23 protein-coding genes, 1 tRNA gene and 1 pseudogene are annotated in these 24,700 nt (G+C 31.8%); 15 read left to right on the top strand and 10 right to left on the bottom strand.

Features of this window, described 5'->3' with window-relative positions; translation table 11 throughout:
- Positions 1–64 precede the first annotated feature (64 nt).
- The 3 genes from IHE43_RS02630 to IHE43_RS02620 all read right to left on the bottom strand — a co-directional run bounded on the left by IHE43_RS02630 (position 65) and on the right by IHE43_RS02620 (position 3,955).
- Complete coding sequence (locus IHE43_RS02630) at positions 65–391, bottom strand: YtxH domain-containing protein (RefSeq protein WP_192186550.1); 327 nt, start codon at positions 389–391, stop codon at positions 65–67.
- A gap of 91 nt (positions 392–482) precedes the next feature.
- Complete coding sequence (locus IHE43_RS02625; protein WP_192186549.1) at positions 483–959, bottom strand: hypothetical protein; 477 nt, start codon at positions 957–959, stop codon at positions 483–485.
- Between the two features lie 878 nt (positions 960–1,837).
- Positions 1,838–3,955, bottom strand: a complete 2,118-nt coding sequence (locus IHE43_RS02620) for a glutamine--tRNA ligase/YqeY domain fusion protein (RefSeq protein ID WP_192186548.1) — start codon at positions 3,953–3,955, stop codon at positions 1,838–1,840.
- Positions 3,956–4,062: 107 nt separating this feature from the next.
- On the opposite strand from IHE43_RS02620, the gene folB reads away from it, so the two are divergent.
- The gene (gene folB / locus IHE43_RS02615; RefSeq protein WP_192186547.1) at positions 4,063–4,422 is read left to right on the top strand and encodes a dihydroneopterin aldolase; all 360 of its coding nucleotides are present in this window, start codon (positions 4,063–4,065) and stop codon (positions 4,420–4,422) included.
- A gap of 94 nt (positions 4,423–4,516) precedes the next feature.
- Positions 4,517–4,587: transfer RNA gene (locus IHE43_RS02610), tRNA-Cys, on the top strand.
- Between the two features lie 594 nt (positions 4,588–5,181).
- Here IHE43_RS02610 and IHE43_RS02605 read toward each other — a convergent pair.
- The 3 genes from IHE43_RS02605 to rnr are packed head-to-tail and all read right to left on the bottom strand — an operon-like array spanning position 5,182 to position 8,746.
- Positions 5,182–5,859, bottom strand: coding sequence for a LysE family translocator (locus IHE43_RS02605; RefSeq protein WP_192186546.1), 678 nt, complete (start codon positions 5,857–5,859; stop codon positions 5,182–5,184).
- Positions 5,860–5,872: 13 nt separating this feature from the next.
- The gene (locus IHE43_RS02600) at positions 5,873–6,541 is read right to left on the bottom strand and encodes a head GIN domain-containing protein (RefSeq protein ID WP_192186545.1); all 669 of its coding nucleotides are present in this window, start codon (positions 6,539–6,541) and stop codon (positions 5,873–5,875) included.
- Between the two features lie 24 nt (positions 6,542–6,565).
- Positions 6,566–8,746: a ribonuclease R gene (rnr, locus tag IHE43_RS02595; RefSeq protein WP_192186544.1), complete on the bottom strand. Its 2,181-nt coding sequence runs from the start codon at positions 8,744–8,746 to the stop codon at positions 6,566–6,568.
- A 107-nt stretch (positions 8,747–8,853) separates the two neighbouring features.
- On the opposite strand from rnr, the gene IHE43_RS02590 reads away from it, so the two are divergent.
- Both IHE43_RS02590 and rpiB read left to right on the top strand, forming a co-directional pair.
- A complete protein-coding gene (locus IHE43_RS02590; RefSeq protein WP_192186543.1) occupies positions 8,854–9,087 on the top strand; it encodes a DUF2007 domain-containing protein in 234 nt (77 codons plus the stop codon).
- A gap of 858 nt (positions 9,088–9,945) precedes the next feature.
- On the top strand, positions 9,946–10,377 hold the full coding sequence (gene rpiB / locus IHE43_RS02585) for a ribose 5-phosphate isomerase B (RefSeq protein ID WP_192186542.1): 432 nt from the start codon (positions 9,946–9,948) through the stop codon (positions 10,375–10,377).
- Between the two features lie 141 nt (positions 10,378–10,518).
- On the opposite strand, the gene IHE43_RS02580 is transcribed toward rpiB, so the two are convergent.
- Positions 10,519–10,752 carry a DUF1294 domain-containing protein gene (locus IHE43_RS02580; RefSeq protein ID WP_225585488.1) on the bottom strand — a complete coding sequence of 78 codons (234 nt, stop codon included), beginning with the start codon at positions 10,750–10,752 and terminating at the stop codon, positions 10,519–10,521.
- A gap of 152 nt (positions 10,753–10,904) precedes the next feature.
- Here IHE43_RS02580 and IHE43_RS02575 point away from each other — a divergent pair, with 152 nt between their 5' ends.
- A complete protein-coding gene (locus IHE43_RS02575) occupies positions 10,905–13,028 on the top strand; it encodes a Tex family protein (protein WP_192186540.1) in 2,124 nt (707 codons plus the stop codon).
- 107 nt (positions 13,029–13,135) lie between these two features.
- Here the strand turns inward: IHE43_RS02575 and IHE43_RS02570 are convergent, their stop codons facing one another.
- The gene (locus IHE43_RS02570; RefSeq protein ID WP_056196724.1) at positions 13,136–13,315 is read right to left on the bottom strand and encodes a twin-arginine translocase TatA/TatE family subunit; all 180 of its coding nucleotides are present in this window, start codon (positions 13,313–13,315) and stop codon (positions 13,136–13,138) included.
- A gap of 211 nt (positions 13,316–13,526) precedes the next feature.
- Between IHE43_RS02570 and IHE43_RS02565 the strand changes: the two are divergent.
- The 10 genes and pseudogenes from IHE43_RS02565 (at position 13,527) to IHE43_RS02520 (ending at position 23,646) form a co-directional block, all read left to right on the top strand.
- Positions 13,527–14,026: pseudogene (locus IHE43_RS02565) on the top strand (peptidase).
- A gap of 11 nt (positions 14,027–14,037) precedes the next feature.
- A complete protein-coding gene (locus IHE43_RS02560) occupies positions 14,038–15,531 on the top strand; it encodes a GH3 auxin-responsive promoter family protein (RefSeq protein WP_192186539.1) in 1,494 nt (497 codons plus the stop codon).
- A gap of 56 nt (positions 15,532–15,587) precedes the next feature.
- Positions 15,588–16,196, top strand: coding sequence for a transposase (locus IHE43_RS02555; RefSeq protein WP_192186538.1), 609 nt, complete (start codon positions 15,588–15,590; stop codon positions 16,194–16,196).
- A gap of 75 nt (positions 16,197–16,271) precedes the next feature.
- On the top strand, positions 16,272–17,951 hold the full coding sequence (locus IHE43_RS02550) for a hypothetical protein (protein ID WP_192186537.1): 1,680 nt from the start codon (positions 16,272–16,274) through the stop codon (positions 17,949–17,951).
- A 7-nt stretch (positions 17,952–17,958) separates the two neighbouring features.
- A complete protein-coding gene (locus tag IHE43_RS02545) occupies positions 17,959–18,951 on the top strand; it encodes a hypothetical protein (RefSeq protein WP_192186536.1) in 993 nt (330 codons plus the stop codon).
- A gap of 70 nt (positions 18,952–19,021) precedes the next feature.
- Entirely contained in the window at positions 19,022–20,260 is a 1,239-nt protein-coding gene (locus IHE43_RS02540) for an MATE family efflux transporter (protein ID WP_192186535.1), read from the top strand.
- 11 nt (positions 20,261–20,271) lie between these two features.
- Positions 20,272–20,736 carry a glycosyltransferase gene (locus IHE43_RS02535; RefSeq protein ID WP_192186534.1) on the top strand — a complete coding sequence of 155 codons (465 nt, stop codon included), beginning with the start codon at positions 20,272–20,274 and terminating at the stop codon, positions 20,734–20,736.
- A gap of 62 nt (positions 20,737–20,798) precedes the next feature.
- Complete coding sequence (locus tag IHE43_RS02530; protein ID WP_192186533.1) at positions 20,799–21,290, top strand: hypothetical protein; 492 nt, start codon at positions 20,799–20,801, stop codon at positions 21,288–21,290.
- Between the two features lie 16 nt (positions 21,291–21,306).
- A complete protein-coding gene (locus IHE43_RS02525; protein WP_192186532.1) occupies positions 21,307–22,371 on the top strand; it encodes a hypothetical protein in 1,065 nt (354 codons plus the stop codon).
- A gap of 36 nt (positions 22,372–22,407) precedes the next feature.
- Positions 22,408–23,646, top strand: a complete 1,239-nt coding sequence (locus tag IHE43_RS02520) for an O-antigen ligase (protein ID WP_192186531.1) — start codon at positions 22,408–22,410, stop codon at positions 23,644–23,646.
- On the opposite strand, the gene IHE43_RS02515 is transcribed toward IHE43_RS02520, so the two are convergent.
- Together IHE43_RS02515 and IHE43_RS23435 are read right to left on the bottom strand one after the other, a co-directional pair.
- Complete coding sequence (locus tag IHE43_RS02515; RefSeq protein WP_255513822.1) at positions 23,615–24,379, bottom strand: glycosyltransferase; 765 nt, start codon at positions 24,377–24,379, stop codon at positions 23,615–23,617. The two genes, IHE43_RS02520 and IHE43_RS02515, sit on opposite strands and share 32 nt — an antisense overlap.
- The gene (locus tag IHE43_RS23435) at positions 24,367–24,690 is read right to left on the bottom strand and encodes a hypothetical protein (protein WP_225585349.1); all 324 of its coding nucleotides are present in this window, start codon (positions 24,688–24,690) and stop codon (positions 24,367–24,369) included. The genes IHE43_RS02515 and IHE43_RS23435 overlap by 13 nt, the downstream gene beginning before the upstream one ends.
- Positions 24,691–24,700 lie beyond the last annotated feature (10 nt).

Raw genomic sequence — 24,700 nt, 5'->3', positions numbered from 1 at the left:
TTTGAATAAAAAGCACAAAACTTGCTTAAAAATTTAAGCAAGCTTTGCGCTTTATGTATTAATATTATTTCTGAAGTTTAGCGTTCTGCGCTTTTAAATCAGCCAATTTAGATTCTAAGAAAGTAATTACTTCTTCTGTTTTATGGCTTACATTTGATAACAATTCATCAAAAGTTCCATCAAGACCCTGGGTAGCACTTGTAAACTTCTCACGTAGCACTTCAGAACTTGCTGATAACGAATCTTTCAAATTATGTGTTGCGTCATCTATTCCTTCTTTTAATTTAGCACGCGTTTTTGATCCTTTGTCCGGAGCAAATAAAATTCCGATGGCCGCTCCTATCGCAGCACCAGCTATTACAGCAGCAATTGCATTTGATTTATTTGACATGATAGTTTTATTTTAAATGATGAATAAAGATACTTCTTTTTAAATTATAAAATATTGGATAAAAGATATTTACAAATATTTAACAATACAATTAATACATGTAAGCAATTGCTTCATATTTTCCGTCATTTTCAACTACGCTTACAAACGGATAACCCTTTGAAGCTGAATGCGTTTTGATTCTCATAGCAGTATGATTTTGGTTTGCCATTGGCGGTTCTCCTTTTGTCTTCGTCGATATTCCTGTAAAATTTGCTGCTTGTTTTAAACCTATTGTCTTTTCCTGAGGTAAAACGGTTACCATTTTATAATCTGATTTTGAATCGACTATAACTTTATCTGATACTTTTTGAGTTTGATTCGTTTGCTTATTGGTAATTTTTGAAACAGCATACTTCGTAATTTTATGTTCTTCGAAACTTCCATGTAGAGAATAATGAATTAAATCATTTTCATGTTTGATAAAATTAACATCCAATTCTTCTCCATTGTGTTTTGAAATTTGATGTGTTTGAGAAATTGCAATGTTTGCAAATAAAATAGCCAGAGTAAAAAATACATTTTTCATGATAATTAAATTTTAAGGATTAAAAAATTTCTTTGATCAAAAATGAAAATCAAAATTTATAAATCACAAAACCAATTTCATGAAATTTGAAAATTATGAAATGCATTGAAAAAAACTTTTACTGAAGTATTATCAAAAACATCAACACAATTAGAATTGACCATAAAATCAATTTTCGGAATTCAGACTTAGAATTAAATCTAAAAACAAAAACTAATTTTTGAATTTAGAAAAACTCAGATTTGATTCCTAAAGTGCCATTTTTAAAATTAAAAAATTTCAGATTTGACCTTTGGATAAAAATAGCAACTTTATAAACAATTGTATGTTAATAACCCGTTAAACTCACAAAAACGATGTCTAAAACTTAAATAAAGCTTAAAAATCAACAATTATTCAAAAGATGAGTTAAGAGATGGAAGAAGTAAAAAAAGGTCTTAAAATTAAATTATGAAGGTCACTTTTAGTTTAAAATATCTATTAAAAAATAAAATACAATAGATTTTAAATATAATAATTATAAACTTTCAATTTTTAAAAAATGATCATTAAAATTGATATTATAAAATTCCATTTCTATTTTGAAGAAATACATACTTTTTATTAAAAGTAAATTTCAAATAGCAACTTTATAAACATTCCATTGTTAATAAGCGCTAAAGGTGGCTAAATGAGACCTAAAATTAAAATAAAGCCTTAATTTTAATAGTTTTACGAAAGATGAATTCTGTATCAGAAGAAATGAAAAAACCTCTTAAAATCAATTTATGCAAGTCATATTTAATATAAAATATCTATATAAATTTAATTTTAAATAGAAAATACAAATAATAAAAAAAGCGCTTATAAAAAGCGCTTTTTAATAGATTATAATGATATTATTTCTTTACCATTTCAGAAAGAATTTCAATTTCTCTCTCTGAAGCATTTTTTGGAGGATTAGAATATAATTTTAAAATTTCATCTTCAAACTGAGTTTTGAAACTTTCATTTTCTAAATCTCTTAAATTCAAAAGTGCTTTTGATCGAACATAAGTTGATTCACTTCTTAGTGACATTGTATACAATTTTTTGATATCCTCTTCATCAAAATCCGCAGATTTCAAATGAGAATATTTCAAAATAAATTGAGCAAACAATAAGGAAGCTTTATTATTGTTGATGTTTTTCTTTAACGAATTTTGTAATAAAGAAAAACTTGAAACATTTTTGATGCTCTCTCCTATCGCACTTTCAATTGCGATACGTTCTGGTTTACTTTCAACTTTAAAATACTTATTAATATCTTTTAAAGAATTATTGATGCTGTTTTCTTCTTTTTTACCTTTTTCTTCCCAGGCATCTTTTAATCCAACAGTTTTGTTAAAGACTAATTTTGAAGGAGTTGAGTCTTTATCAACAGTAAAATATCCTAAACGTTGGAACTGAAATTTATCTTCATTTCGAGCTGTTGCCAAACTTGGTTCAACAAATCCTTTGATGATTTCTAATGAATTTGGGTTTACAAAATCTAAGAAATTTTTGTCTTTATAACTGTCCGGTGCTTCATCTGTAAACAAACGATCGTACATACGAACTTCTGCTTCAACCGCATGTTGAATAGAAACCCAATGCAATGTTCCGGATACTTTTCTTTGACTTGCTTCTGTCCCGCTTCCGCTTAAAGAATCAGTATCATAAGTTACATGAATCTCTGTTATATTTCCGGAAGCATCTTTTATAACACCTTCTCCTTTAATAATATACGCATTTTTAAGACGTACTTCTTTTCCTAAAGTCAAACGGAAAAACTTTGCCGGAGCTTCTTCTAAAAAGTCTTCTCTTTCGATGTATAACTCACGTGAAAAGGGAACTTTTCTGAAACCAGCATTCTCATCTTCCTGATTATTTTCAGCTTCTAACCACTCCTCTTTTCCTTCAGGATAGTTTGTAATTACCAATTTTACAGGATCTAAAACTGCCATTACACGAGGTGCAATTTTATTCAAATCTTCGCGAATACAAAATTCCAAAACCGATACATTGATCAAATTATCGCGTTTTGCAATACCAATTGTATTAGCAAAATTACGTAGTGAAGCAGCTGTATAACCACGTCTTCTTAATCCTGAAATGGTTGACATTCTGGGATCATCCCAACCGTTAACATGCTTTTCCTTAACCAGTTGTTGCAATTTTCTTTTACTAACAACAGTATGGGATAAGTTACGTCTTGCAAATTCTCTTTGCTTTGGACGTAGTTTATTTTCGTCTAAAATCTGATCTAAAAACCAATCGTATAATTCACGGTGAGGCAAGAATTCAAGTGTACAAAAGGAGTGTGAAATGGCTTCTAAATAATCACTTTGTCCGTGTGCCCAATCGTACATTGGATAGATTTTCCAATCGTCTCCTGTTCTATGATGGTGTCTGTGCAAAATCCTGTACATGATAGGATCACGCATCAGCATATTGGTAGATTTCATATCTATTTTGGCACGAAGAATATGAGTTCCAGCCTCAAATTCACCGTTTTTCATTCTTTCGAATAAATCTAAATTCTCTTCAACAGAACGATTTCTATACGGACTATCAGTTCCAACAGTTGAGGGAGTTCCTTTTTGAATTGCCATATCTTCAGAAGATTGACTATCAACATACGCTTTATCTTTTTTAATTAATAAAACTGCCCAATCGTACAATTGTTGAAAATAATCAGAAGCATAACGTTCTTCTGCCCAGGTATACCCTAACCATTCTACATCTTTTTTAATAGCGTCAACAAATTCCTGTTCTTCTTTTTCTGGATTTGTATCGTCAAAACGTAAATTTACAGGAGACTGATAATCAATTCCTAAACCAAAATTTAGAGCAATCGAACTTGCGTGCCCAATGTGCAAATATCCGTTTGGTTCTGGTGGAAAACGAAAATGAAGTTTGTTTTGTGAAAGACCTGACTTTAAATCTTCCTCTATGATTTGTTCAATAAAATTGAGTGATTTCTCTTCTGATGCCATTATTTTATAGTAATTTTAGCAAAGATAAAAAAAAGGTTTCAGGTTTCAGTTTTAAAGTTACTTAAGTGGCGTTAAACCTGAAACTTTAAACTTTAAACAATAAGAAAATGGGAGTTATAAAACTAAAAAACATCCGCACTTTTTCCTACCATGGGTGTTTAATTGAAGAAGGAAAAATTGGATCAGATTACACTGTTGATCTACAAATTAAAACCAATTTACAAAAATCAGCACAAACAGATCATCTTGCTGACACGGTTGATTATGTACATTTAAACAAAATTGTTACCGAAGAAATGGCTATTCGTTCGCATTTATTAGAACATGTTGCCAAAAGAATCAACATTCGTGTTTTGGCAGAGATAGAAACAATAGAAAAAACAACGGTTTGGGTTTCTAAAATAAATCCTCCTATTGGTGGTGATGTTGAATCAGTTACTATAAAAATGACGGAAATTAGAAAGTAATTATTCCCAGCAGAAAACTAATTTTTTAAAATAGTTACTTTTAAAGTTTTGAATTTTAAAGATTTTAGTTACTTTTGCCATCCGTTCAAGCAATGGCGTCGTGGCCGAGCGGCTAGGCTGGGCTCTGCAAAAGCTCCTACTCCGGTTCGAATCCGGACGATGCCTCAAGAAGAGATACAGAAATGTATCTCTTTTTTTTATGTCTAATTTTTAGAAAAAATTAATTAAATATATTGGTTCAAATCCCAACGATGCCTCTAAAAGCTTCAAAGCAATTCGAAGTTTTTTTTATGTTTAATTTTTAGAAAAAATTAGATAAAGTTTGTGTTCAAATCCGGATGATGCCTCTAAAAGCTTCAAAGCAATTCGAAGTTTTTTTATGTTTAATTTTTAGAAAAAATTAGATAAAGTTTGCGTTCGAATTCGGACGATGCCTTTAAAAACCTACAGAAATGTATCTCTTTTTTATGTCTAATTTTTAGAAAAAAATAGATAAAGATTATGTTCGAATCCAGATAATAATTTTACAAATCTGCAGAAAATTACATCTTCTTTTATATTTACAATATACCGTATGTCATTCCGAGGAACGAGGAATCTCCGCGACAATTATCCATAAAGTTAATCAATCTTTATAGAGTTACTTGCGGAGATTTCTCGTTCCTCAGAATGACAAACTGTGTTTTAATATGTGATTTTGAACATAAAAAAACCTCTCAAAATGAGAGGTTTTAATTTATATTTTTCAGTTATTAACAACTACTTCTCAATCTTCTCAAAAGCATTTCTAACCATTTCTTTTTCTTTTGGAAACCAGCCCTGAATCATCAAAGCAAATCCAAAAACCATTAAAACAATACTTATAATTTTCTTTATTTTAAGTATATTATTTGGTGTCATTTTAGATTTTAGTTGTTTGGCTAATAGTATTTTAATACAATCCACTAATAAATAAGTAATAATAACTGATGTAAAAAAAGTAATCATTCTGGAGTTTTGCATTTCTAATTTTGGTCCAATCGAAATAATAACAGCTAACCAGAAACCAAGAACTCCAATGTTAATAACGTTCAGTAAAAAGCCTTTTATAAACAAACTTCCATAGTTTCTTTTGATGATATCACGATCAATTTCTTCGTCATCAATTTTTTCTTCATTCCTTAATCTTACGAAAGAGATAATGCCATAGGCCAGCATAATAATACCTCCAAAAATAAACAAGGCCGGTTTATCTTTTAAACTCTGAATTAATCTGTAACTTCCTAAATAGGCAACGGCTATAAAAAAAATATCACCTAGAACTACACCAAAATCAAAGACAATTGCAGCTCTGAATCCTTTTGTAATACTGGTTTCAAGTAATATAAAAAATACTGGACCTACCATAAAACTTAAAAAAAGTCCCCATGGCAGTCCAGCCAAAATATCATTTATCATTCAAATAGAATTATTATTTCACTTCTTCGATTTTACCTCCAAAAACCGTTTTTTGATTAATTTGTTTTGGTTTTCCATAAATGTAAATAGAGCCTCCTGCGCTCACTTTTGCTTCAACAAGGGTAGAAGCATTTACATCTGCTTTTCCTCCCGCAGAAACGCTAACTGTAGTTTGTGAGGTAACTAATTTACTTGCTAATAAAAAACCACCAGCTCCTAGACTTGCATCCTGGTTCGAAGCTTTTCCGGTTAAAGTAATTTCTCCACCTGAAACTGAACTTACTTTCAGTTTATCAACATCTAAATCAACATTAATTTTACCACCTTCCTGAGCACTTACTTTAAATGCAGTCGCTTTTATAGCTTCTTTACTACTAACAAATGCCCCTTCATTTACATCTATTAACTCAATATTTTTGTAATATAAAGTTATATCTAAATCATCTCCGGATAATAATTTTGGAAAAGGCATTCTTAACTTAAGTATTCCTTTTTTGTTAACCACTTCCACTTCTGATTCACGAGCTCCTTTTATAACAACTTTATTGTCTGAAGACGCAACTAATTTTACGTGAAGTTTATCAAAAACTTTTACTGTATCAAAATCTCCTACCTCTTTGGTTACCTGCGCAAATGACATTTGTACAAACAAGACTGCAACGCCAATTAATAACTTTTTCATATCTCTCCTTTTTTAATTTAATAACTATTCTGCTCTTCTTAAAAAATGAAAATCCAGTTGTTTTTTAACCAAATCCGCATTTTTTACTTTAACATAAATTTCGTCTCCTAATTGCAATATACTGTTTGAAGTAGCTCCAACCAAAGCATATTGTTTTTCATCGAAAGTATAATAATCATCTTTTATTTCTCTGATTCTCACCATTCCTTCACATTTATTCGAAACAATTTCAACATAAATTCCCCATTCTGTAACTCCTGAAATAACTCCCAAAAATTCTTCGTCCTGGTGATCCTGCATGTATTTAACCTGCATGTATTTGATACTGTCACGTTCAGCATTAGTAGCTAAACTTTCCATATTGGAGCAATGCATACATTTTGTTTCATAAACTTCTTCATCCACAGATTTCCCTCCATCCAGATAATATTGCAATAATCTATGAACCATAACATCTGGATAACGACGAATTGGCGAAGTAAAATGACTATAATAATCAAAAGCTAAACCATAATGTCCAATATTTTCTGTCGAATATTTAGCCTTACTCATACTTCTAATCGCAAGAGTATCAATTAAATTTTGCTCTTTTTTACCATTCACTTCTTCCATCAAGGCATTTAATGATTTTGAAATATCGCCTTTGTTTCTGAAATCTATTTTATAACCAAATTTGGCAATTACTGTTGCCATTGCAATTAATTTGTCTTCGTTTGGTTCATCGTGAATTCTGTAAACAAATGTTTTTTTCTGTTTTCCTATGTATTCAGCCACTTTTCTATTGGCTAAAAGCATGAATTCTTCAATCAGATGATTGGCATCTTTTGAAACTTTGAAATATACTCCTTCTGGTTCTCCCTCCGCATCCAAGTTGAATTTTACTTCAACTTTATCAAAAGAAATTGCACCATTGGCCATTCTTTTCTTTCTCAAAATCTTCGCTAATTCATCCAATTTTAAAGTAGCTTCCACAATTTCATCTGAAACTATATAAGACTCTCCGGTTATTGAAATATCAACCGGAATTGTATTGTCTTTTGTTTCAATGATATATTGTGCTTCTTCATAAGCAAATCGCTGATCTGAATAAATAACTGTTCTACCAAACCATTGGTTAATAACCTGCGATGTTGGAGAAATTTCAAAAATAGCAGAGAATGTATATTTCTCTTCATTCGGACGTAACGAACAGGCAAAATTAGATAAAACTTCCGGAAGCATTGGCACTACTCTATCTACCAAATAAACCGAAGTTGCTCGCTGATAAGCTTCATCATCTAAGATAGTCCCTTCTTCCAAATAATACGAAACATCGGCAATATGAATTCCGATTTCATAATTTCCGTTTTCTAACTTTTTGAAAGACAACGCATCATCAAAATCTTTTGCATCTTTTGGATCTATCGTAAACGTAAGCGTATCACGCATATCACGACGTTTTGCAATCTCAGCTTCCTGAATCGAGGTATCTATTTTCTGCGCATAAACCTCTACTTCTACCGGAAAATCTGCCGGTAAACCATATTCGGCTAAAATGGCATGAATCTCGGTATTATGTTCACCAGGTTTTCCTAAAACTCTGATAACTGATCCAAACGGACTATCAGCTCTTTTTGGCCAATCTTCAATGGTAACCAATACAACATCACCATTTTCTGCTTCACCAATTTTATCTTTCGGAATAAAAATATCCGTATACATTTTAGGATTTGCTGTCGATACAAAAGCAAAATTTGCCTGAATATCTATTACACCAACAAATTCTGTTTTATTTCTCTCTATAACTTCAATTACTTCTCCTTCAGGTCTTTTACCTTTTCTCCTGTTATAAACATAGACTTTTACTTTGTCTTTATCTAAAGCACGATTCAAATTATTGGTCGGAATAAAAACATCTTCAGCAAAATCCGGACAAACAAAATAAGCGGTTTTCCTGCTCGTCATATCAATTGTTCCCTCGTAATAATCCTGACTTTCTACTTTTACTAAATATTTTCCTGGTTCTGACTCTATAATTTTCTTTGAAGAAGCCAGTATTTTTAAATCTTTTATAATCTGATTTCTGCTTTTTGTATCGTCAAGTTCAAGCTTTGCTCCTATCTGTTTGTAATTAAATGCCTTATTTGGGCTTTGCGATAAAATTTTTAAAATTTTGCTTGAGAAATCACTCTCATTTTTTATCGGCTTTCTAATTTTCTTACTCATATATCTTTTCTTAAAAAGTTAAAATTACAAATAAGATATCAGATTATAGATTTTAACAAATAAATTATTAAAAAAATAACTTTCGTATCTTTACGAAAAGACCTTGTATGGAAAGCTTTAAAACTATCGCCATATTCAATTATCAGCACGAAACGGTCGTTCTGAAACACTTATTAGAACGAGAGGAAATTCCATATTATTTTGAAAACGAAATAACACTTTCAGTTGTTCCAATGTATTCGGCAGCGCTGGGTGGAATCAAACTGAAAGTTCATCCAAACGATTTCGAAGAAGTTCAGCAAATTCTGGACAATCTCAATAGTCCACTCAAAATCGTTTAAACCGTTCTATTTTTTCAATCTCAAATTTTTTTTTTCTTTTTAAACTTTCAAAGTTGTCAACATATATTAAATACAACAAAAAGAAAAATTTAATTTAAATTAATTTATGGTTGTTATTATAGCTTGTTAATATGTCGAATAAATTTATTTTTAAATGTATTGAAATGAAGTTTCTCTTAGTTATTGGGAGTTATCAACATACTTATATTTGGTTAAAAGTTTAATTTTTAAGACTTTTTGAATTTTAATTAACAACGGTTAACAACCTAAAATGAATTCATTTTGTAGATAAGTTCATATGTTGATTTTTGTTGAAAATCGCATTTTTGGTATTGATAACTTTTCTAAAAATTCATCAAACTTTATTAGGATTTTTGATTCGGGTTTTGGATTAGGCTTTTTTATGACACGACCAAAAAAAACTTCTAATTTTCTATCTGAACTTATTAACAAATAATGTTAATTTAAAGTTAACTGAATATCAACGAATTAGCATTTAGTATTAACATTCTAAAATTTTAACAAAAACTATGTTTATTTCTAATTGATATTCAACTAATTATATAAATATTAAAATTGTTAATAACGCTAAGTTTTTGATATAAAGAGACTTAAAAATAAGGTGTGTTTAACCACAAACTACACTATAATTTGCGCAAAGTTAATAAAGTTTGAATCTTTTAAATCTTGTAATTTATGGCAAGGAAGAGCACAAAGTTTTTTGCCACGAATTACATGAATGTTCATTAATTCTATTTTAAATATTCAAAAGGAAAAAATTAATGATAATTAGTGAAATTAGTGGCAAACATTTATTAATTGATTAAATTTGCAGTACACAACTAAATAGTATTTACAATGAAAATTTCGATAGGAAACGACCACGCAGGACCAGATTATAAAAAAGCAATCGTTGAGATGCTTAAAGCAAAAGGATATGAAGTAACCAATTACGGAACAGACTCTGAGGATTCTGTTGATTATCCGGATTTTGGTCATCCGGTTGCGAATGATGTATCTGAAGGAAAAGCCGATTTTGGAATTGTTATCTGCGGAAGCGGAAACGGAATTGCAATGACGGTCAACAAACATCCAAAAGTAAGAGCTGGTTTATGCTGGACTAAAGAAATTGCTTATTTAACACGTTTACATAATGATGCAAACATTGTAAGTATTCCGGCGCGTTTTACGTCGATCCCACAAGCGGTAGAAATTGTTGAAACATTTTTAACAACTGCATTTGAAGGTGGAAGACACCAAAACAGAGTGAATAAAATTGCTTGCTCATAAAAAGTCAAAAAAATCGGGTGCTTCGCACCAATAAAAAGAAACACACCGGGCGGATTTTTTAAATTCATCCGGTTTTTTATTTAATGACCTTAAATTCAGATTATTAAAAAAGTGTTTTAGAGTTATCAACATTGTTAATATCTATATTTTATCACTTAATTTGAGATAAACTAAAACTAATTGAATCAAAAAAATCAAGGAAAATTTGACAATAAATGAAGTTTTACTCGTTTTATGTCTAAAGAAAAGCATTGCTGTTAGTAAACCTATTGTTCCGCCGATGACTTCGAAGAAAAATAAAGTGTTTTCGGGGATTCTTCGTTTGTTTTTTCTGGCTTGATATTTATCATATCCGGCAAGAATGAAAACAAACATGTTTATAAATAAAAAATACAATAATAAAATTTCCATTAGCTTAAAATTAGAAACAAAGATATTATTTTAGCCAAATGATTAATGAATTTGTTTTATCATTTTAACAAGTAAATTATATCATTTTGTAATCAAGAAATTATTTCATTAAAAGTATGACTAATATTCAATTCATAGCCAAGTCTGTACAGACAGCGCCGATTAACATTCAAAACACGGTAAAATTATTAGAGGAAGATTGTACGATTCCGTTTATTTCCCGTTACCGAAAAGATACAACAGGAAACCTTGATGAAGTTGTAATTGAACAAATTGCAAAACTTCAAAAAGAGTATGAAACGATTGTAAAACGTAAAGAAGCGGTTTTAAAATCTATAGAAGAGCAAAAAGCGCTTACGCCAGAATTGAAGCAAAAAATCGAGCAAAGTTTTGACTTGCAGGAAATTGAAGATTTTTACCTTCCATACAAAAAGAAGAAAAAAACAAAAGCCGATGTCGCTCGTGAATTTGGTTTAGAACCATTAGCGAAAATTATCATGTCGGAAAGTAATGTTGATGTCGATTTTATTTCGACGCAATATATCAATGAAAATGTAATTAACGAAGAAGCTGCCATGCAGGGTGCTCGCGATATTGTTGCCGAATGGATCAACGAGAATATTTATGTTCGTAAGCAATTGCGACGATTATTTCAGCGAAAAGCAACAATTGCAACCAAAGTAGTTAAAAAGAAAGCAGAAGAAGAAGGAGCTCAAAAATTCAGTCAGTATTTTGATTGGGAAGAAAATTTGGCAAAAGCACCATCTCACCGTTTATTGGCAATGCTTCGTGCAGAAAACGAAGGTTTTGTGAAGATGAAAATTGATGTTGATTTAGATGAAGCGTACGACATTATTGATGAATTAATCATTAAGAAACAAAATAGTACAACAGCACACTTACAATTAGCGATCGAAGACAGTTATAAACGATTGCTAAATCCGGCGATTGGAAATGAAACTTTACAGGAAGCAAAAGCAAAAGCGGATGCAAACTCGATTCAGGTTTTTGCTAACAATTTAGGTCAGCTATTATTAGCACCACCGTTAGGAGAAAAACGAATTCTGGCTATCGATCCGGGATTCAGAAGCGGTTGTAAAGTAGTTTGTCTGGATGAAAAGGGTGATTTGTTATATAACGAAACGATTTATCCACATGCGCCTCAAAATGAGGAAACAATGGCGATCAAGAAAATCCGTTCGATGGTAAACGCATATCAAATTGACGCCATTTCTATCGGAAACGGAACGGCTTCTAGGGAAACGGAATTTTTCATCAAAAAAATCGCGTTTGACAAACCGTTGCAGGTTTTTATTGTTTCTGAGGCCGGAGCTTCTGTTTATTCGGCATCAAAAATTGCCCGAGAAGAATTCCCTAATTATGATGTTACGGTTCGTGGATCGGTTTCTATTGGGAGACGTCTTTCAGATCCTTTGGCCGAATTGGTTAAAATTGATCCAAAAGCTATCGGCGTAGGTCAATATCAACACGATGTTGATCAGACGAAATTAAAAGAAGAACTTGATAATACGGTAATTCGTTGCGTAAACTCGGTGGGAATCAATATCAACACCGCAAGTAAGCATTTACTAAGTTATGTGAGTGGAATAGGAGAGAAGCTGGCTGAAAATATTGTTCAGTACCGTTCTGAAAATGGCCCGTTTGAGGATAGAAAACAGCTGAAAAAAGTGCCTCGTCTTGGCGATAAAGCGTATCAGCAAGGTGCAGCTTTTATCCGAATTTCGAATGCTAAAAATCCGCTGGATAATTCTGCTGTACATCCGGAAGCGTACCCGGTTGTAGAGAAAATGGCAAAAGATTTGAAATTATCTGTAAACGACTTAATTGCAAATAAAGAGAAAACAGCCTTAATTAAGGCCGAAAACTATATTACACCTGAAATCGGTTTGCTTACGCTAAAAGATATCATTAAAGAGCTTGAAAAGCCTGGATTAGATCCAAGAAAGTCGGCTAAGGTTTTTGAATTTGATGCGAATGTAAAATCGATCAAGGATTTGAGAACCGGAATGATCTTGCCTGGTATTGTAAACAATATTACCAATTTTGGCTGTTTTGTTGATATTGGAATCAAGGAAAGCGGATTGGTTCACATTTCACAGCTAAAAGCTGGTTTTGTGAGCGATGTAAATGAAGTTGTAAAATTACATCAGCATGTTGATGTGAAGGTTACGGAAGTTGATGAAGACAGAAAGAGAATTCAGTTAACAATGGTATTATAAAATTTTAAAAAAGAAATTCCAAATTCCAAATAGAAAAAACTTAACAAAAATAAAATCCCAAACTACAATTTGTAATTTGGGATTTATAATTTTAAAAAGTTGTAATATTATTTTACTTCTTCCTCTTCTTTTTTGGCAGCAGTAGTTTGGTCGTCTTTGGCTGCGTTTTTAAATTCCTTAATTCCGCTTCCTAAACCTTTCATTAATTCTGGAATTTTTTTACCTCCAAAAAGTAATAACACAATACCTACTATTACAAGGATTTCTGTAAGACCTAATCTTCCCATGATTGTATATTTAATGCCGAAGCAAATTGTTTTCTTATTGTACCGCAAAGGTATATAGAAATATACGAACAAGAAGTGTTTTTGGATTAAAATATTTAGTCTTAGCCACGTTAAATATTTTATAAAATCGTAAATTAAGCAGATTTGATCAAATTTGCGTCGCATCAACACAACTATTAATTATTATATTTGCTCCTATTAAAGAACCGAAATGGCTAAGAAAAAACGGAATTTCAGAAAAAAATTATTCATCAAAAACCGATTGGTAATTTTGAATGAAGACACTTTTGAAGAAATTTTTTCGCTAAAACTGACTTTAATGAATGTCTTTGTCGTTCTTTCATTAGGCAGTATATTTTTAATTTTAATCACCACTTTTATTATTGCGTTTACGCCCTTGCGCGAATTTATTCCAGGTTATTCTTCATCACAATTAAAAAAGAATGCAACCGAATTAGCGATAAAATCAGATTCATTAGAAAGAGCTTTAAAGAAAAACGAAGCCTATATTCATGGTGTTCAAAAAGTATTGAGAGGCGAATTAGAATATGCCAAATTCAACAAAGATTCTATTTTAGCAGAAGTAGATGAACCTTCAGAAGTAAATATGAAAGCTACTGAAGAAGAAATAAATTAAGAGAAGAGGTTAACAAAATAGAGAAGGAGTCAGGCGAAAAAATGCGAAGTAAAAACAAAAGTGACAAGAAATAATAGTATAAGAAATGTCGATTAAATCTGTAGCTGCAAAATTATTTGCCAGCAAAATATATCATCAAACACAGACATGGGCTAATAAACCTGTCGAAACACAACAAGCTGTTTTTAAGGATTTAATTAAAAATGCTAAAGATACCGAATTTGGAAAAGATCATCATTTTGCCAGTATAAAAACATTTGAAGATTTTCAAAAGAACGTTCCCGTTCGTGATTATGAAGATTTGAAGCACTATATCGAAAAGGTTAAAACTGGTCAAGAAAATATTCTTTGGAAAGGAAAACCGCTTTATTTTGCCAAAACTTCCGGAACTACTTCCGGAGCAAAATACATTCCCCTTACCAAAGAATCGATGCCTACGCATGTAAATGCGGCTCGTAATGCTATTCTGCATTATATTCATGAAACCGGAAATGCGGATTTTGTTGACGGAAAAATGATTTTTTTGCAGGGAAGCCCCATTTTAACTAAAAAATACGGAATTAAATTTGGAAGACTTTCGGGAATTGTTGCGCATTTTGTTCCAAAATATTTGCAAAAAAACCGAATGCCTTCCTGGGAAACCAACTGTATTGATGATTGGGAAACTAAAGTAAATGCAATTGTTGATGAAACGATCAAAAAAAACATGTCTGTTATTTCCGGAATTCCTTCCTGGGTGCAAATGTACTTTGAGCGTTTACAGGAGAAAAGTGGTGGGAAAAAGATAAGCGAAATATTTAAAAACTTTAATTTGTTTATTTACGGAGGGGTCAATTACGAGCCATACCGTGCCAAATTTGAACAAATGATTGGGAAAGAAGTAGATAGCATCGAATTATTCCCTGCTTCTGAAGGATTTTTTGCTTATCAGGATTCTCAAAAAGCAAAAGGAATGTTGTTATTATTGAATTCTGGAATTTTCTACGAATTTATTAAAAGCGACGAATTTTTCGAACCAAACCCAAAAAGTTACACTGTTGGAGAAGTTGAGGTTGGCGTAAATTATGCGTTGATCGTTTCTACAAATGCAGGACTTTGGCGTTATAATATTGGAGATACCGTTCAATTTACCTCTTTATTTCCGCATCGAGTGATAGTTTCGGGACGAATCAAACATTTTATTTCTGCTTTTGGTGAACACGTTATTGCCAACGAAGTAGAAAATGCCATGAAAGAGGCAACTGCTGGAACTAAAATCGTTATCAACGAATTTACAGTGGCACCGCAAATTAATCCGTCAAGCGGATTGCCGTATCATGAATGGTTTGTTGAATTTGAAACCGAACCAGAAAATATGGAAGCTTTTGAAGAAGCCATTGACAGTTCTATGAGAAAACAGAATATTTACTATGATGATTTGATTACCGGAAATGTTTTAAGAAAAGTTGTGGTTACCAAAGTTTCTAAAAATGGTTTTCAGGACTATATGAAATCACAAGGAAAATTAGGAGGGCAGAATAAAACACCAAGATTGTCCAATGATAGAAAGATTGCGGATAATTTGACAAAAGTTAGATAATATTTCCAAGATTAAACGATTATTTATGTGAAATAGGATGCAGAAGTAAATTAAAAATGAATCAAGGAAAGTTTCAAAATAAATACCGTATTTCTTCAATAAGAGCGCAATGGTGGGATTATGGCTGGAACGGGGCCTATTTTATAACAATTTGTACACAAGACAGAGAACATTATTTTGGAAAAATTCAAAATAATAAAATGGTTTTGTCTGAGGGCGGTATTATTGCCGATATACTTTGGCATCAAATTCCCATACACCATAAAAATATTGAATTGGGTGATTTTGTGATCATGCCAAATCATATTCACGGAATTTTGATTATCGATAAACAATTAAATAATATAGATGTGGATAATGGGAATATTGTAGAGACAGGGCGTGTTGAGACAGGGCATGCCCTGTCTCTACCACAAAAACCAGGTTCGCAACGTTTTCAAAATATTGGAAAAAACACCATTTCGTCAATTGTGGGGTCATATAAATCTGCGGTAACCAAACATGCTAACAGATTAGGATATCCACATCAATGGCAAAAATTATTTTATGATAATATCATTAGAAACAATAATGATTATCAAAAAATTTCTGATTACATTGTTTCAAATCCGGAAAATTGGGGAAAGGATAAATTTAAAACAGAAGATAAATTAAAATCAAAATGATTTTTTAAAAAATTATGTGGTAGATACAAGGTATGCCTTGTATTTGTTTACATTTGAGTTATAAAATGATTAAGCATGAAAGAAACCAAACATATATCAAGATCAAGAGCGCAGGAATCATCTGCGGCGATAGAAAGAATGTACATTACAATGCGCCATTTATTCAACCGTGGTTTTTATAAACCAATGGGAGTTTCGGGTGACGGGTTGCGTGAGTCATTATTAGCATTACGTCCTGAAATTTACGGAAATATAGGCGAAGAAAAAGTAGAACTAAACGGACTTTTGTACGTTATAGAACGCCTTCCGATAGGAATTGAACAATGCCGTTTCATCAATTTAACTTCAGACGAAGGGTATTCTAAATCGCATTTTCAACCTATTGTTCCTCCAAAAAGAAGACGTAATTGTTACCGAATTGACGAAGAACAAATGAATGTGGAGATCACCCGCGGGCGCTCTGACATTTATGATATACTAACGCATTTGACTTTTATTTTCATCGAATCGCATAAAATAAAAAACAGGGTTTTATTAGATGATGGAGGTGAAGTTTCACGCGATTGGCTGAAACTGGAACAAGCCGTTATGCAGACTAAAAAACTGCCTTTGATCGAAAAAGAAAAAGCAATTTCGCATGTTGCCAATATATTAGGAAGAACGTTTGAAGAGGTTTTGGACATTTACGAAGCCTTCGGATCTGAAAATGCTCCGGACCGTTTTCTGCACGTTATTTATTGGTTGGGGAAATTAGCGATCGAAGAAGCAATTGAAAACAATAAGCGAACGATTACATTTAGTCCGGTTTTAAGAGAACGTTTAGGACATCACATTCACGGTGAAATTTGGGCAACCAACATCAAGGAAGTTTTAAAGGCTAATAATCTTTTAAAAAGACCAATTCACGTAATAAGTGCAAATATGCACAGCGTCATGAATTCGATTTTTGCAACTCCGTTGTTGAAAACTAAATTCAAAGACAAGTCCGATTTCTTTATTTATGAAGAATTAAGCAAGTCTGGCGCAAAAGAAGTTAGAGCTCACGTTGAAGAATTGGCTTTGAAAAACGGAATGATTTCGTTACCGGATACTTCAGGAACAAATATCGATGTTCAGATTTTTGATACTGCCAAAATTGACTGGACAAAAACCGCTTTTACATATGCGAATGTTGATGAAGAAAAACCGGTTATTATTGTCATGGATTATGCGTTTGGCGAACAGGCATACGAAACCATCGATGAGCTTTTAAAACCGTATAAAAAAGACACCTTATTGAATGTTCAGTCGGTTTCGATTATGGGAAAAGCAGGAATTCTGGAAGGCGGAAAAGGCGACATTATGATTCCAACGGCACATATAAACGAAGGAACCGCTGATAATTATTTCTTCGAAAATGAATTAACAGGTGCTATGTTTGAAGGAAACGACATTGCTGTTTTTGAAGGTGCGATGGTTACTGTTTTAGGAACTTCATTACAAAACAGAGATCTATTGAAATTTTTCCACGAATCAACCTGGGGTGTAATTGGTCTTGAAATGGAAGGCTCTTATTACCAAAAAGCGATACAGTCGGCATCAAAAATTAGAAAAAGCGTACCACACGATATTAAGGTTCGCTATGCGTATTATGCTTCGGATAATCCATTGGAAACCGGAAGTACACTGGCTTCAGGCGGATTAGGAACTACGGGTGTAAAACCAACGTATTTGATTACCATTAAAATTTTGGAACAAATTTTCAACGTAAAATAAAAGATAAATGAGTACAAAAGTACCCCAAAATAGTTCTGATCAGGAAATAGATATTTTTCAACTTTCAAGAAGCATTAACAGTTTTTTTGATCGTGTGAACAGGTCTGTTTTTAGAGCGATTCAGTTTTTTATTCGAAACTGGATTGTAGTGCTGGTTTTGGTGGTACTTGGAGCGGCACTCGGATTTTATTTAGACTCTAATAAAAAATCATACAACAATCAGGTTGTTGTAACGCCAAATTTTGAAAGTGTTGATTATTTGTATGCTAAAGTCGATTTGATACAGTCTAAAATTGCTGCCGGAGATATTGATTTTCTAAATCATGTTTTTGGAACTTCAGGCCGAAATTTGATAAAAAAAATAGAAGTTAAACCTGTTCCTGATGTTTATAAATTTATTGAAGACAAAGAACAAAACTTTGAACTCATAAAATTAATGGCTGAGGTTGGCGAAGTAAAAAAGGTTTTAGAAGACAACGTTACAAGCAAAAATTACACCTATCATACTATTTCTTTTGTGTCAAACGGGACGGTAAGTGAAAAAGATGTAGTGGAACCGTTGTTGAAATACCTGAACAATTCGGCTTATTTTAATTCCATTCAGAAAATAGGATATAAAAATCTGGAACGTGAAATTGCACAAAATGATACTATAATTGCGCAAATAGATCAGGTTCTAAACGGTCTTTCGAGTACTGCAAAAAATAGTTCTAAAAATGAAAAACTGGTTTATTATAGCGAGAATTTACAATTAAACGACATCATAAAAACCAAACAAAAGTTAGTTACAGAACAAGGAAAAAACAGATTCAGATTAATTAGTTTTGATAAAACGATTAAAGAAATTAATGCGACGCTCAACATAAATGAAAGTAAAACGGTAAACGGCCACTTTAAAATTTGGCTGCCACTTTTCTTTATTTTTCTTTTTGTTCTGGTTAGCATGTTCAAAAAATTCTATCGCAGACAGCTTGCAATATCAAAAGCGAATCAACTTTAAAACAATTGAAAACCAATTCTATTTTTGAAAGACTTTCACAAATCCATTTTTAAGACAAAGTTTCGGCACTTTGTTTTTAAGAATTTTGGGAGTTCTTTTATTGTTTGGTTTTACAGTGTTTTTGACAAAATCGTACAGTCCGAAATTGGTAGGACAATATGATTTTGCGCGATCATTTCTCTTGGCTGTTGGAACCATTTGTTTACTGGGATTCGATTTATCGATTTTATATTTTAAAGGAAAATTAGCAAGCCTTAATGCTCTCGAAGAGTTAAAAAAAATATACCTCAAAATGGTTGCAATGCTTTTTGCGACTTCAGTTATTGCTTTGGGAATAATTTTGTTGATAGACGAAAAAACAATCAATAACTATTTTGGAGATCCGGAGGTTTATTCTATTTTTTTAAAAGCAGCAGCAACCTTGTTTTTTTACGGATTATCGACTTTAAATATTGAAGTTATCAGAGCTTTAGATAAACTTTATATTGCAGAGTTATTTAGAAATGTAATTAAGTATGTTCCGCTTATTATAGGTTCGATTACTTTATTTTATTGGCATAAAGAAACTTATTTAGTTGATGTATTTTTAATTGGATTTGTATTTCTTGCTTTAATAAGTTCCATTTTGGTTTTTAGTTATTTCAACAAAACAGAACCGCTAAAAACAACCACTTTTTTTTCGCATAAAGATGTTTTTTTAAAATCCTATCCAATGGCAATCAGCGGTATGGCTATATTTTTATTAATGTGTTTTGATATCATGTTTCTAAAAAAATACCGAAACGACGAAACAGTTGCTTTTTATTCCGTTGGAGTTAAAATAATGACTATTATTTCGGTTGTAATTTTAACGATAAACATTACTGTTTCGGCTAAAATTTCAGAATTTTTTGCCACTCAGAATAAGCCAGAATTAACAAAAATAGTACAGAACTGCGCTCGCTTAATCTTCGGAATAACATTCCCGGTAATTGTGATGACCAGTATTTTTTCTGAATATATTTTGTCTTTTTTTGGGCACCAATATGTTGCGGCAAAAGAAGCATTTTTAATTTTAATTATTGGCCAGGGAATTTGTTCTGCATTTGGTTCTGCTTCGGTTTATTTGAATATGACCGGAAGGCAACACACTTTTCAGGTAATTTTAATTTTGGCGGTTATACTTAATTTTGTTTTAAACCGATTTTTAATACCGGAATATGGAATGACTGGTGCTGCGATTGCGTTTGTTTCGGCTTCTTTTTTCTGGAATTTAGTTGTGGCAATTGTTATTTATCAGAAAGATAAAATAAAAGTTTTTTTGAATTAATTAGGGATAAAATGAGTATTCAAAAAGAAACTGTTTTTTTTAGCATTATTGTGCCGGTTTACAATGTTGAGGACTATTTGTCTCAATGTTTAGAAAGCATATTATGCCAAAGCTGTTCTAATTTTGAACTTATTTTAATTAATGACGGATCAACAGATTCTTCACTGGAAATTTGCCAGCAATACAAGCAAAAGTTTCATCAAATAAAAGTAATAGATCAAAAAAACGAAGGCTTGTCTGATGCCAGAAATAAAGGAATATTAGCTGCAAAAGGCGACTATATAATTTTTACGGATAGCGATGATTATTGGGTAGGAAGTGAGGTTTTGCAGGATTTAAATCATTTAATAAAAGAATCAAATCCAGATGTAATTATACACGAAGAAAGCCGTTTTTTTTCAGAAAAAGATGTTGCTTGTAAATACAATCAAAGATTTATAAAAACAAAAGCGGAAGAGTTGAAGATGAAATCCTAAATCTTGTTTATTATGATTTGTATGTTGCTTCTGCCTGGGATAAAGTGATTAAAAGATCTATTTTGATGGATAATCAGTTGTTTTTTACTGTCGGAAGAAAATCAGAAGATATTGAGTGGTGCGGAAAATTAATTCAACATATAAAGACTTATAGTATTTATTCAAAGTCATTTTATATTTATCGTCAAGTGCGTCAAGGTTCTATAACAGTGACTGTTACTGGTAAACATATTGAAGATGTTTATGAAATGGTAAAAGACGGTTTAAGTTCGAAAAGCGCAACATCTGAAATTGTAAACAAAGCCATTGAAAATTATTGGGCCTGCAATTATGCGGTAATTTTAAAAGATTTTTATGTTTTGTCTTCTAAAACACAAAAACAAATTTGGAATGATTTAGTTTCCTGGAAATATTTGCTTCAAGAAGGACGAAATATTAAGGTTGACAAAGTCATGAAATTTTATTCATTTTTGTCTTTCACAGCTTTAATTTTCTTTTTAAATGGCTATAGAATAAAGACAATTTTGTTTAAAAAATACAGAACACTAAAATAACGGACAGAATTTTATTATGCAGATTTTAATCAAAAAAAGTACCGCGGCATTTTTGCTCATTGCTTCAGCTAATTTAGTTGTGGCATTTCTGGCTTTTTTTGTTTTGCCTCCAAAGTTTTTCTACGATACCGCCATAATCATTTATGACAAGTATAATGAAATAGGCTATTTTGGAAGTTATCCGTTGACGATTTTGTTCTACAAAATTATCGGTTTTCGTTATCTTCCTTTTCCTGTAATTGCGCTTATTCAGTTTCCTATTTTAATGTATATTTTATATAAAATAGGAATTCCGGGTAACTTCGAAAAAGTAAATATTAAAAATCTTTTAGTCTATTTGGGCATTTTTATGATTGCGATTTTCATCTCAATGCCGTCAAAAGAATTTATTACCTATTTGTTCATTGCATTAATTGTTTTTGTCTGTTGCAATAAGCAATTTTCGTTTCGAAAAACCATATTGATTACTGTTGGGCTATTAATTGTTTTTGGAGCGCTTTATCGTCCTTATTTTGCTTTAATTCCAATTGTTGGAGGCGGTATGTATTTGGTCAGTTTTGTTAATTTTAAAAACAAAACCATAACAACAATTTTCTATGGTTTGCTCATCGCCGTTTTTCTGTCATTAAGTTACGGCGTTTTAAAAGGCAAATATTTTTCTGAGATAAGCAGGGAAGTGGTAAACAGTACCCGATTGGTTTCAGGAGACGCCAACTCAATCATAACAGCACCAGTAAAAACAGATACGTGGTACGGAGAAACAATTAGTGTTTTTTATGGATTTTTCACGGTAAATCTGCCGTTAAACGGTTTAAAACATATACTTTCACCTCAAATTATAGTTTTTGTAATTTGGCAGCTTTTGTTATTTTATATCTTATTAGTTCGTTTTTCTAAATGTCTTAAAGAAAGAAAAGAATATCGTTATGAGCTTTTAACCATGTTTATTTTATTTTCTTTTTTCATTCTTCAGGGCGTTTTTGAACCTGATTTGGGTTCGGCAATTCGACATAAAATCGGCATTTTTCCTTTAATCTATTTTGCATTATATTATGAACATTTCCGAAAAGAACTTCAATAAATATTTCACGTTTTTTTGTGTTTGATCGCTGTTGCGATGATTTTCAGAAAACCATGTTCGTTGCTGATTATATTATTTGCTGCGTTTAGTTTGATTTTCGTTAAAAAATTAAAATATACAAAAACGTCATTGATTTTAATGATGTGTATTGCTTCGCCAATTTTACTGGAATTATTAATGTTTTGGAACAATGATTCTTTTGTAAAAGGTTTAAAAGCGATTGAGAAAAGCATCTCATTATTGATTTTTCCGCTGTTTATAATTGGAAATTATCGGCATGTACATTTTTTAAAAATAGCAAAGACATATACGATTGTTACAACGCTAATTATATTGTTTTTCTTTCTGAGATTTCTAATTGTTTATCCAGAATTAATGGATAAATATTTGAATGGAATCGATTTATGGGAAATGGGTTATCAATTTGCAGATAGCATTGGTATTCATGCACCGGCCTTAAACATGCATTTGGCTTTTGTATCGGTTTGTGCCTTGTATTTTGTTTTTGAGGGCTTCAGGAATCATGAAAAAACGGAGTTTAAAATCGTGAGTTTAATTGTTTTTATATTTTCTTTCTTCTTCGTTCTTTTTGTAAACACCAGAATGGCATTGATTAATGTTTTATTCGGATTTTTGATTGTTTTCTTTTTTGAATTGAGATCGAAATTCAACACAAAAAAAATCGTTTTGACAGCTTTAGCTGTTCTTGTTTTGTTAGGAGGAATTACTTTTTTCTTTGTTCAGAAGAATCCTTATATGAAAGAAAAATATTCGTCCGTAACTTTTGCGTATATGGACAAAGTGGGGAAGTTAGATGAAATTGATCATCCCGAAATTAAGGTTTTTAATTCATTAGTAACAAGAGTTTCGATCTGGAAATCGGCTTGGGAATTGTCGGTGCAAAATCTTCCTTTTGGTGTTGGCGCTTCAGATGGAAAATCGGAATTAAATAAATATTATAAAATAACCAATCAGCAATTTTTAGTCAAGTATGAATTTCCGACGCATAATCAGTTTTTAGATTTTCTATTGAAGTTTGGTGTCCTCGGGCCGTTGGTGGTTTTTCTTTATATTTTTGCAATTGGTTATTTGGGTTATGATCTGAAAAATGCAATGATACTTTCGTTTTTCCTGATCTTTTTCACTTCAAACCTAACCGATGATTTTTTACTCCGCTTTGACGGAATTGCCTTCAGTGGATTATGGTTGTCGATTTTTGGAAGCCATTGGCTTCAACAAAAAGTTACTCTTGATAAAGTGCCAGAAGCTGTTTAAAATTTTGATTTTTATCAAATAAATCGTGACATCTTGCCAATGCATTTTCGCCAAATTCGGATCTTTTTTTCGGGTCTTTTAAAATTTCAAAAAAGTTCTCCAACTCAGAAATATCACTAAAAAGAAATCCTGTTTTGTTGTGCAGAACAGCATCTTTATTTCCAATGATATTGGTTGCAATAACAGGTTTTTGCAATGCCATAGCTTCAAGTACAGCAATTGGCAATCCTTCCCAAAGTGATATTTGCATGTAAATATCGATGTTGTTGAGTTCTTTCAAAACTGTTTTTCGGTCTAAAATCCAGCCTGTAATTCTGATGTTTGGAGCGGTAATTAAAGATCTTAATTCACCATCACCAATCCAGACAAAATTAAAATTAGGAAATTTTAAAGCTATTTGATTAAACATTTCCGGGTTTCTGGCAGCTGTAATTCTGGCCATAATACCAATCGTAAGTTTTTCATTTTGATGAGGTGCAAAATGTTCCTGAACATTTGCAATATCAATACCATTTCGAACTAATTTGGCACTGCCGATTTCCTTCGCGATTTCAAGTTCTGTATCACCACACGCGACAATTGTTCCTCCAAAAAAACGCTGAAAACTTTTTTCGATTCTCCAATATATGTTTTTAACCGTTTTTGAAATATCTGTTCTTAGAAAAGAATATCCGTGGGGAGTATAAAAGAGTTTCTTTTTTTTGAATAAGAAAAAATAAGCTACCCGACCCAAAACACCCGCTTTTGAAGAATGGAGATGAATAACATCCGGATTGATTTTTTGAGTTCTTTGGCTAATTTATAAGCAGATTTTAAATCCTGAAAAGGAGAAAACTCCCGAACCATATTAACCTGGATCAGGTTGACGCCATCCGAAAATTCAGATTTAATTTTTTGAGCATCAATTTCTTTGCGATTACCACTATAAATAATAGTAGTTTCTATGTTTTTGTTTATTTCATCATCTCCAAAGAAAGTCGATAAATCTCTAAAATATGTATAAACTCCGCCACCTAGAGCTTCAATAATGTGTACAACTTTCAAAACAATGGAT

Source organism: Flavobacterium sp. MDT1-60, assembly GCF_014844035.1.
GTDB lineage: Bacteria > Bacteroidota > Bacteroidia > Flavobacteriales > Flavobacteriaceae > Flavobacterium.
The sequence above is the reverse complement of the archived record's forward strand: the minus strand, read 5'-3'. Positions and strand labels throughout refer to the sequence as shown.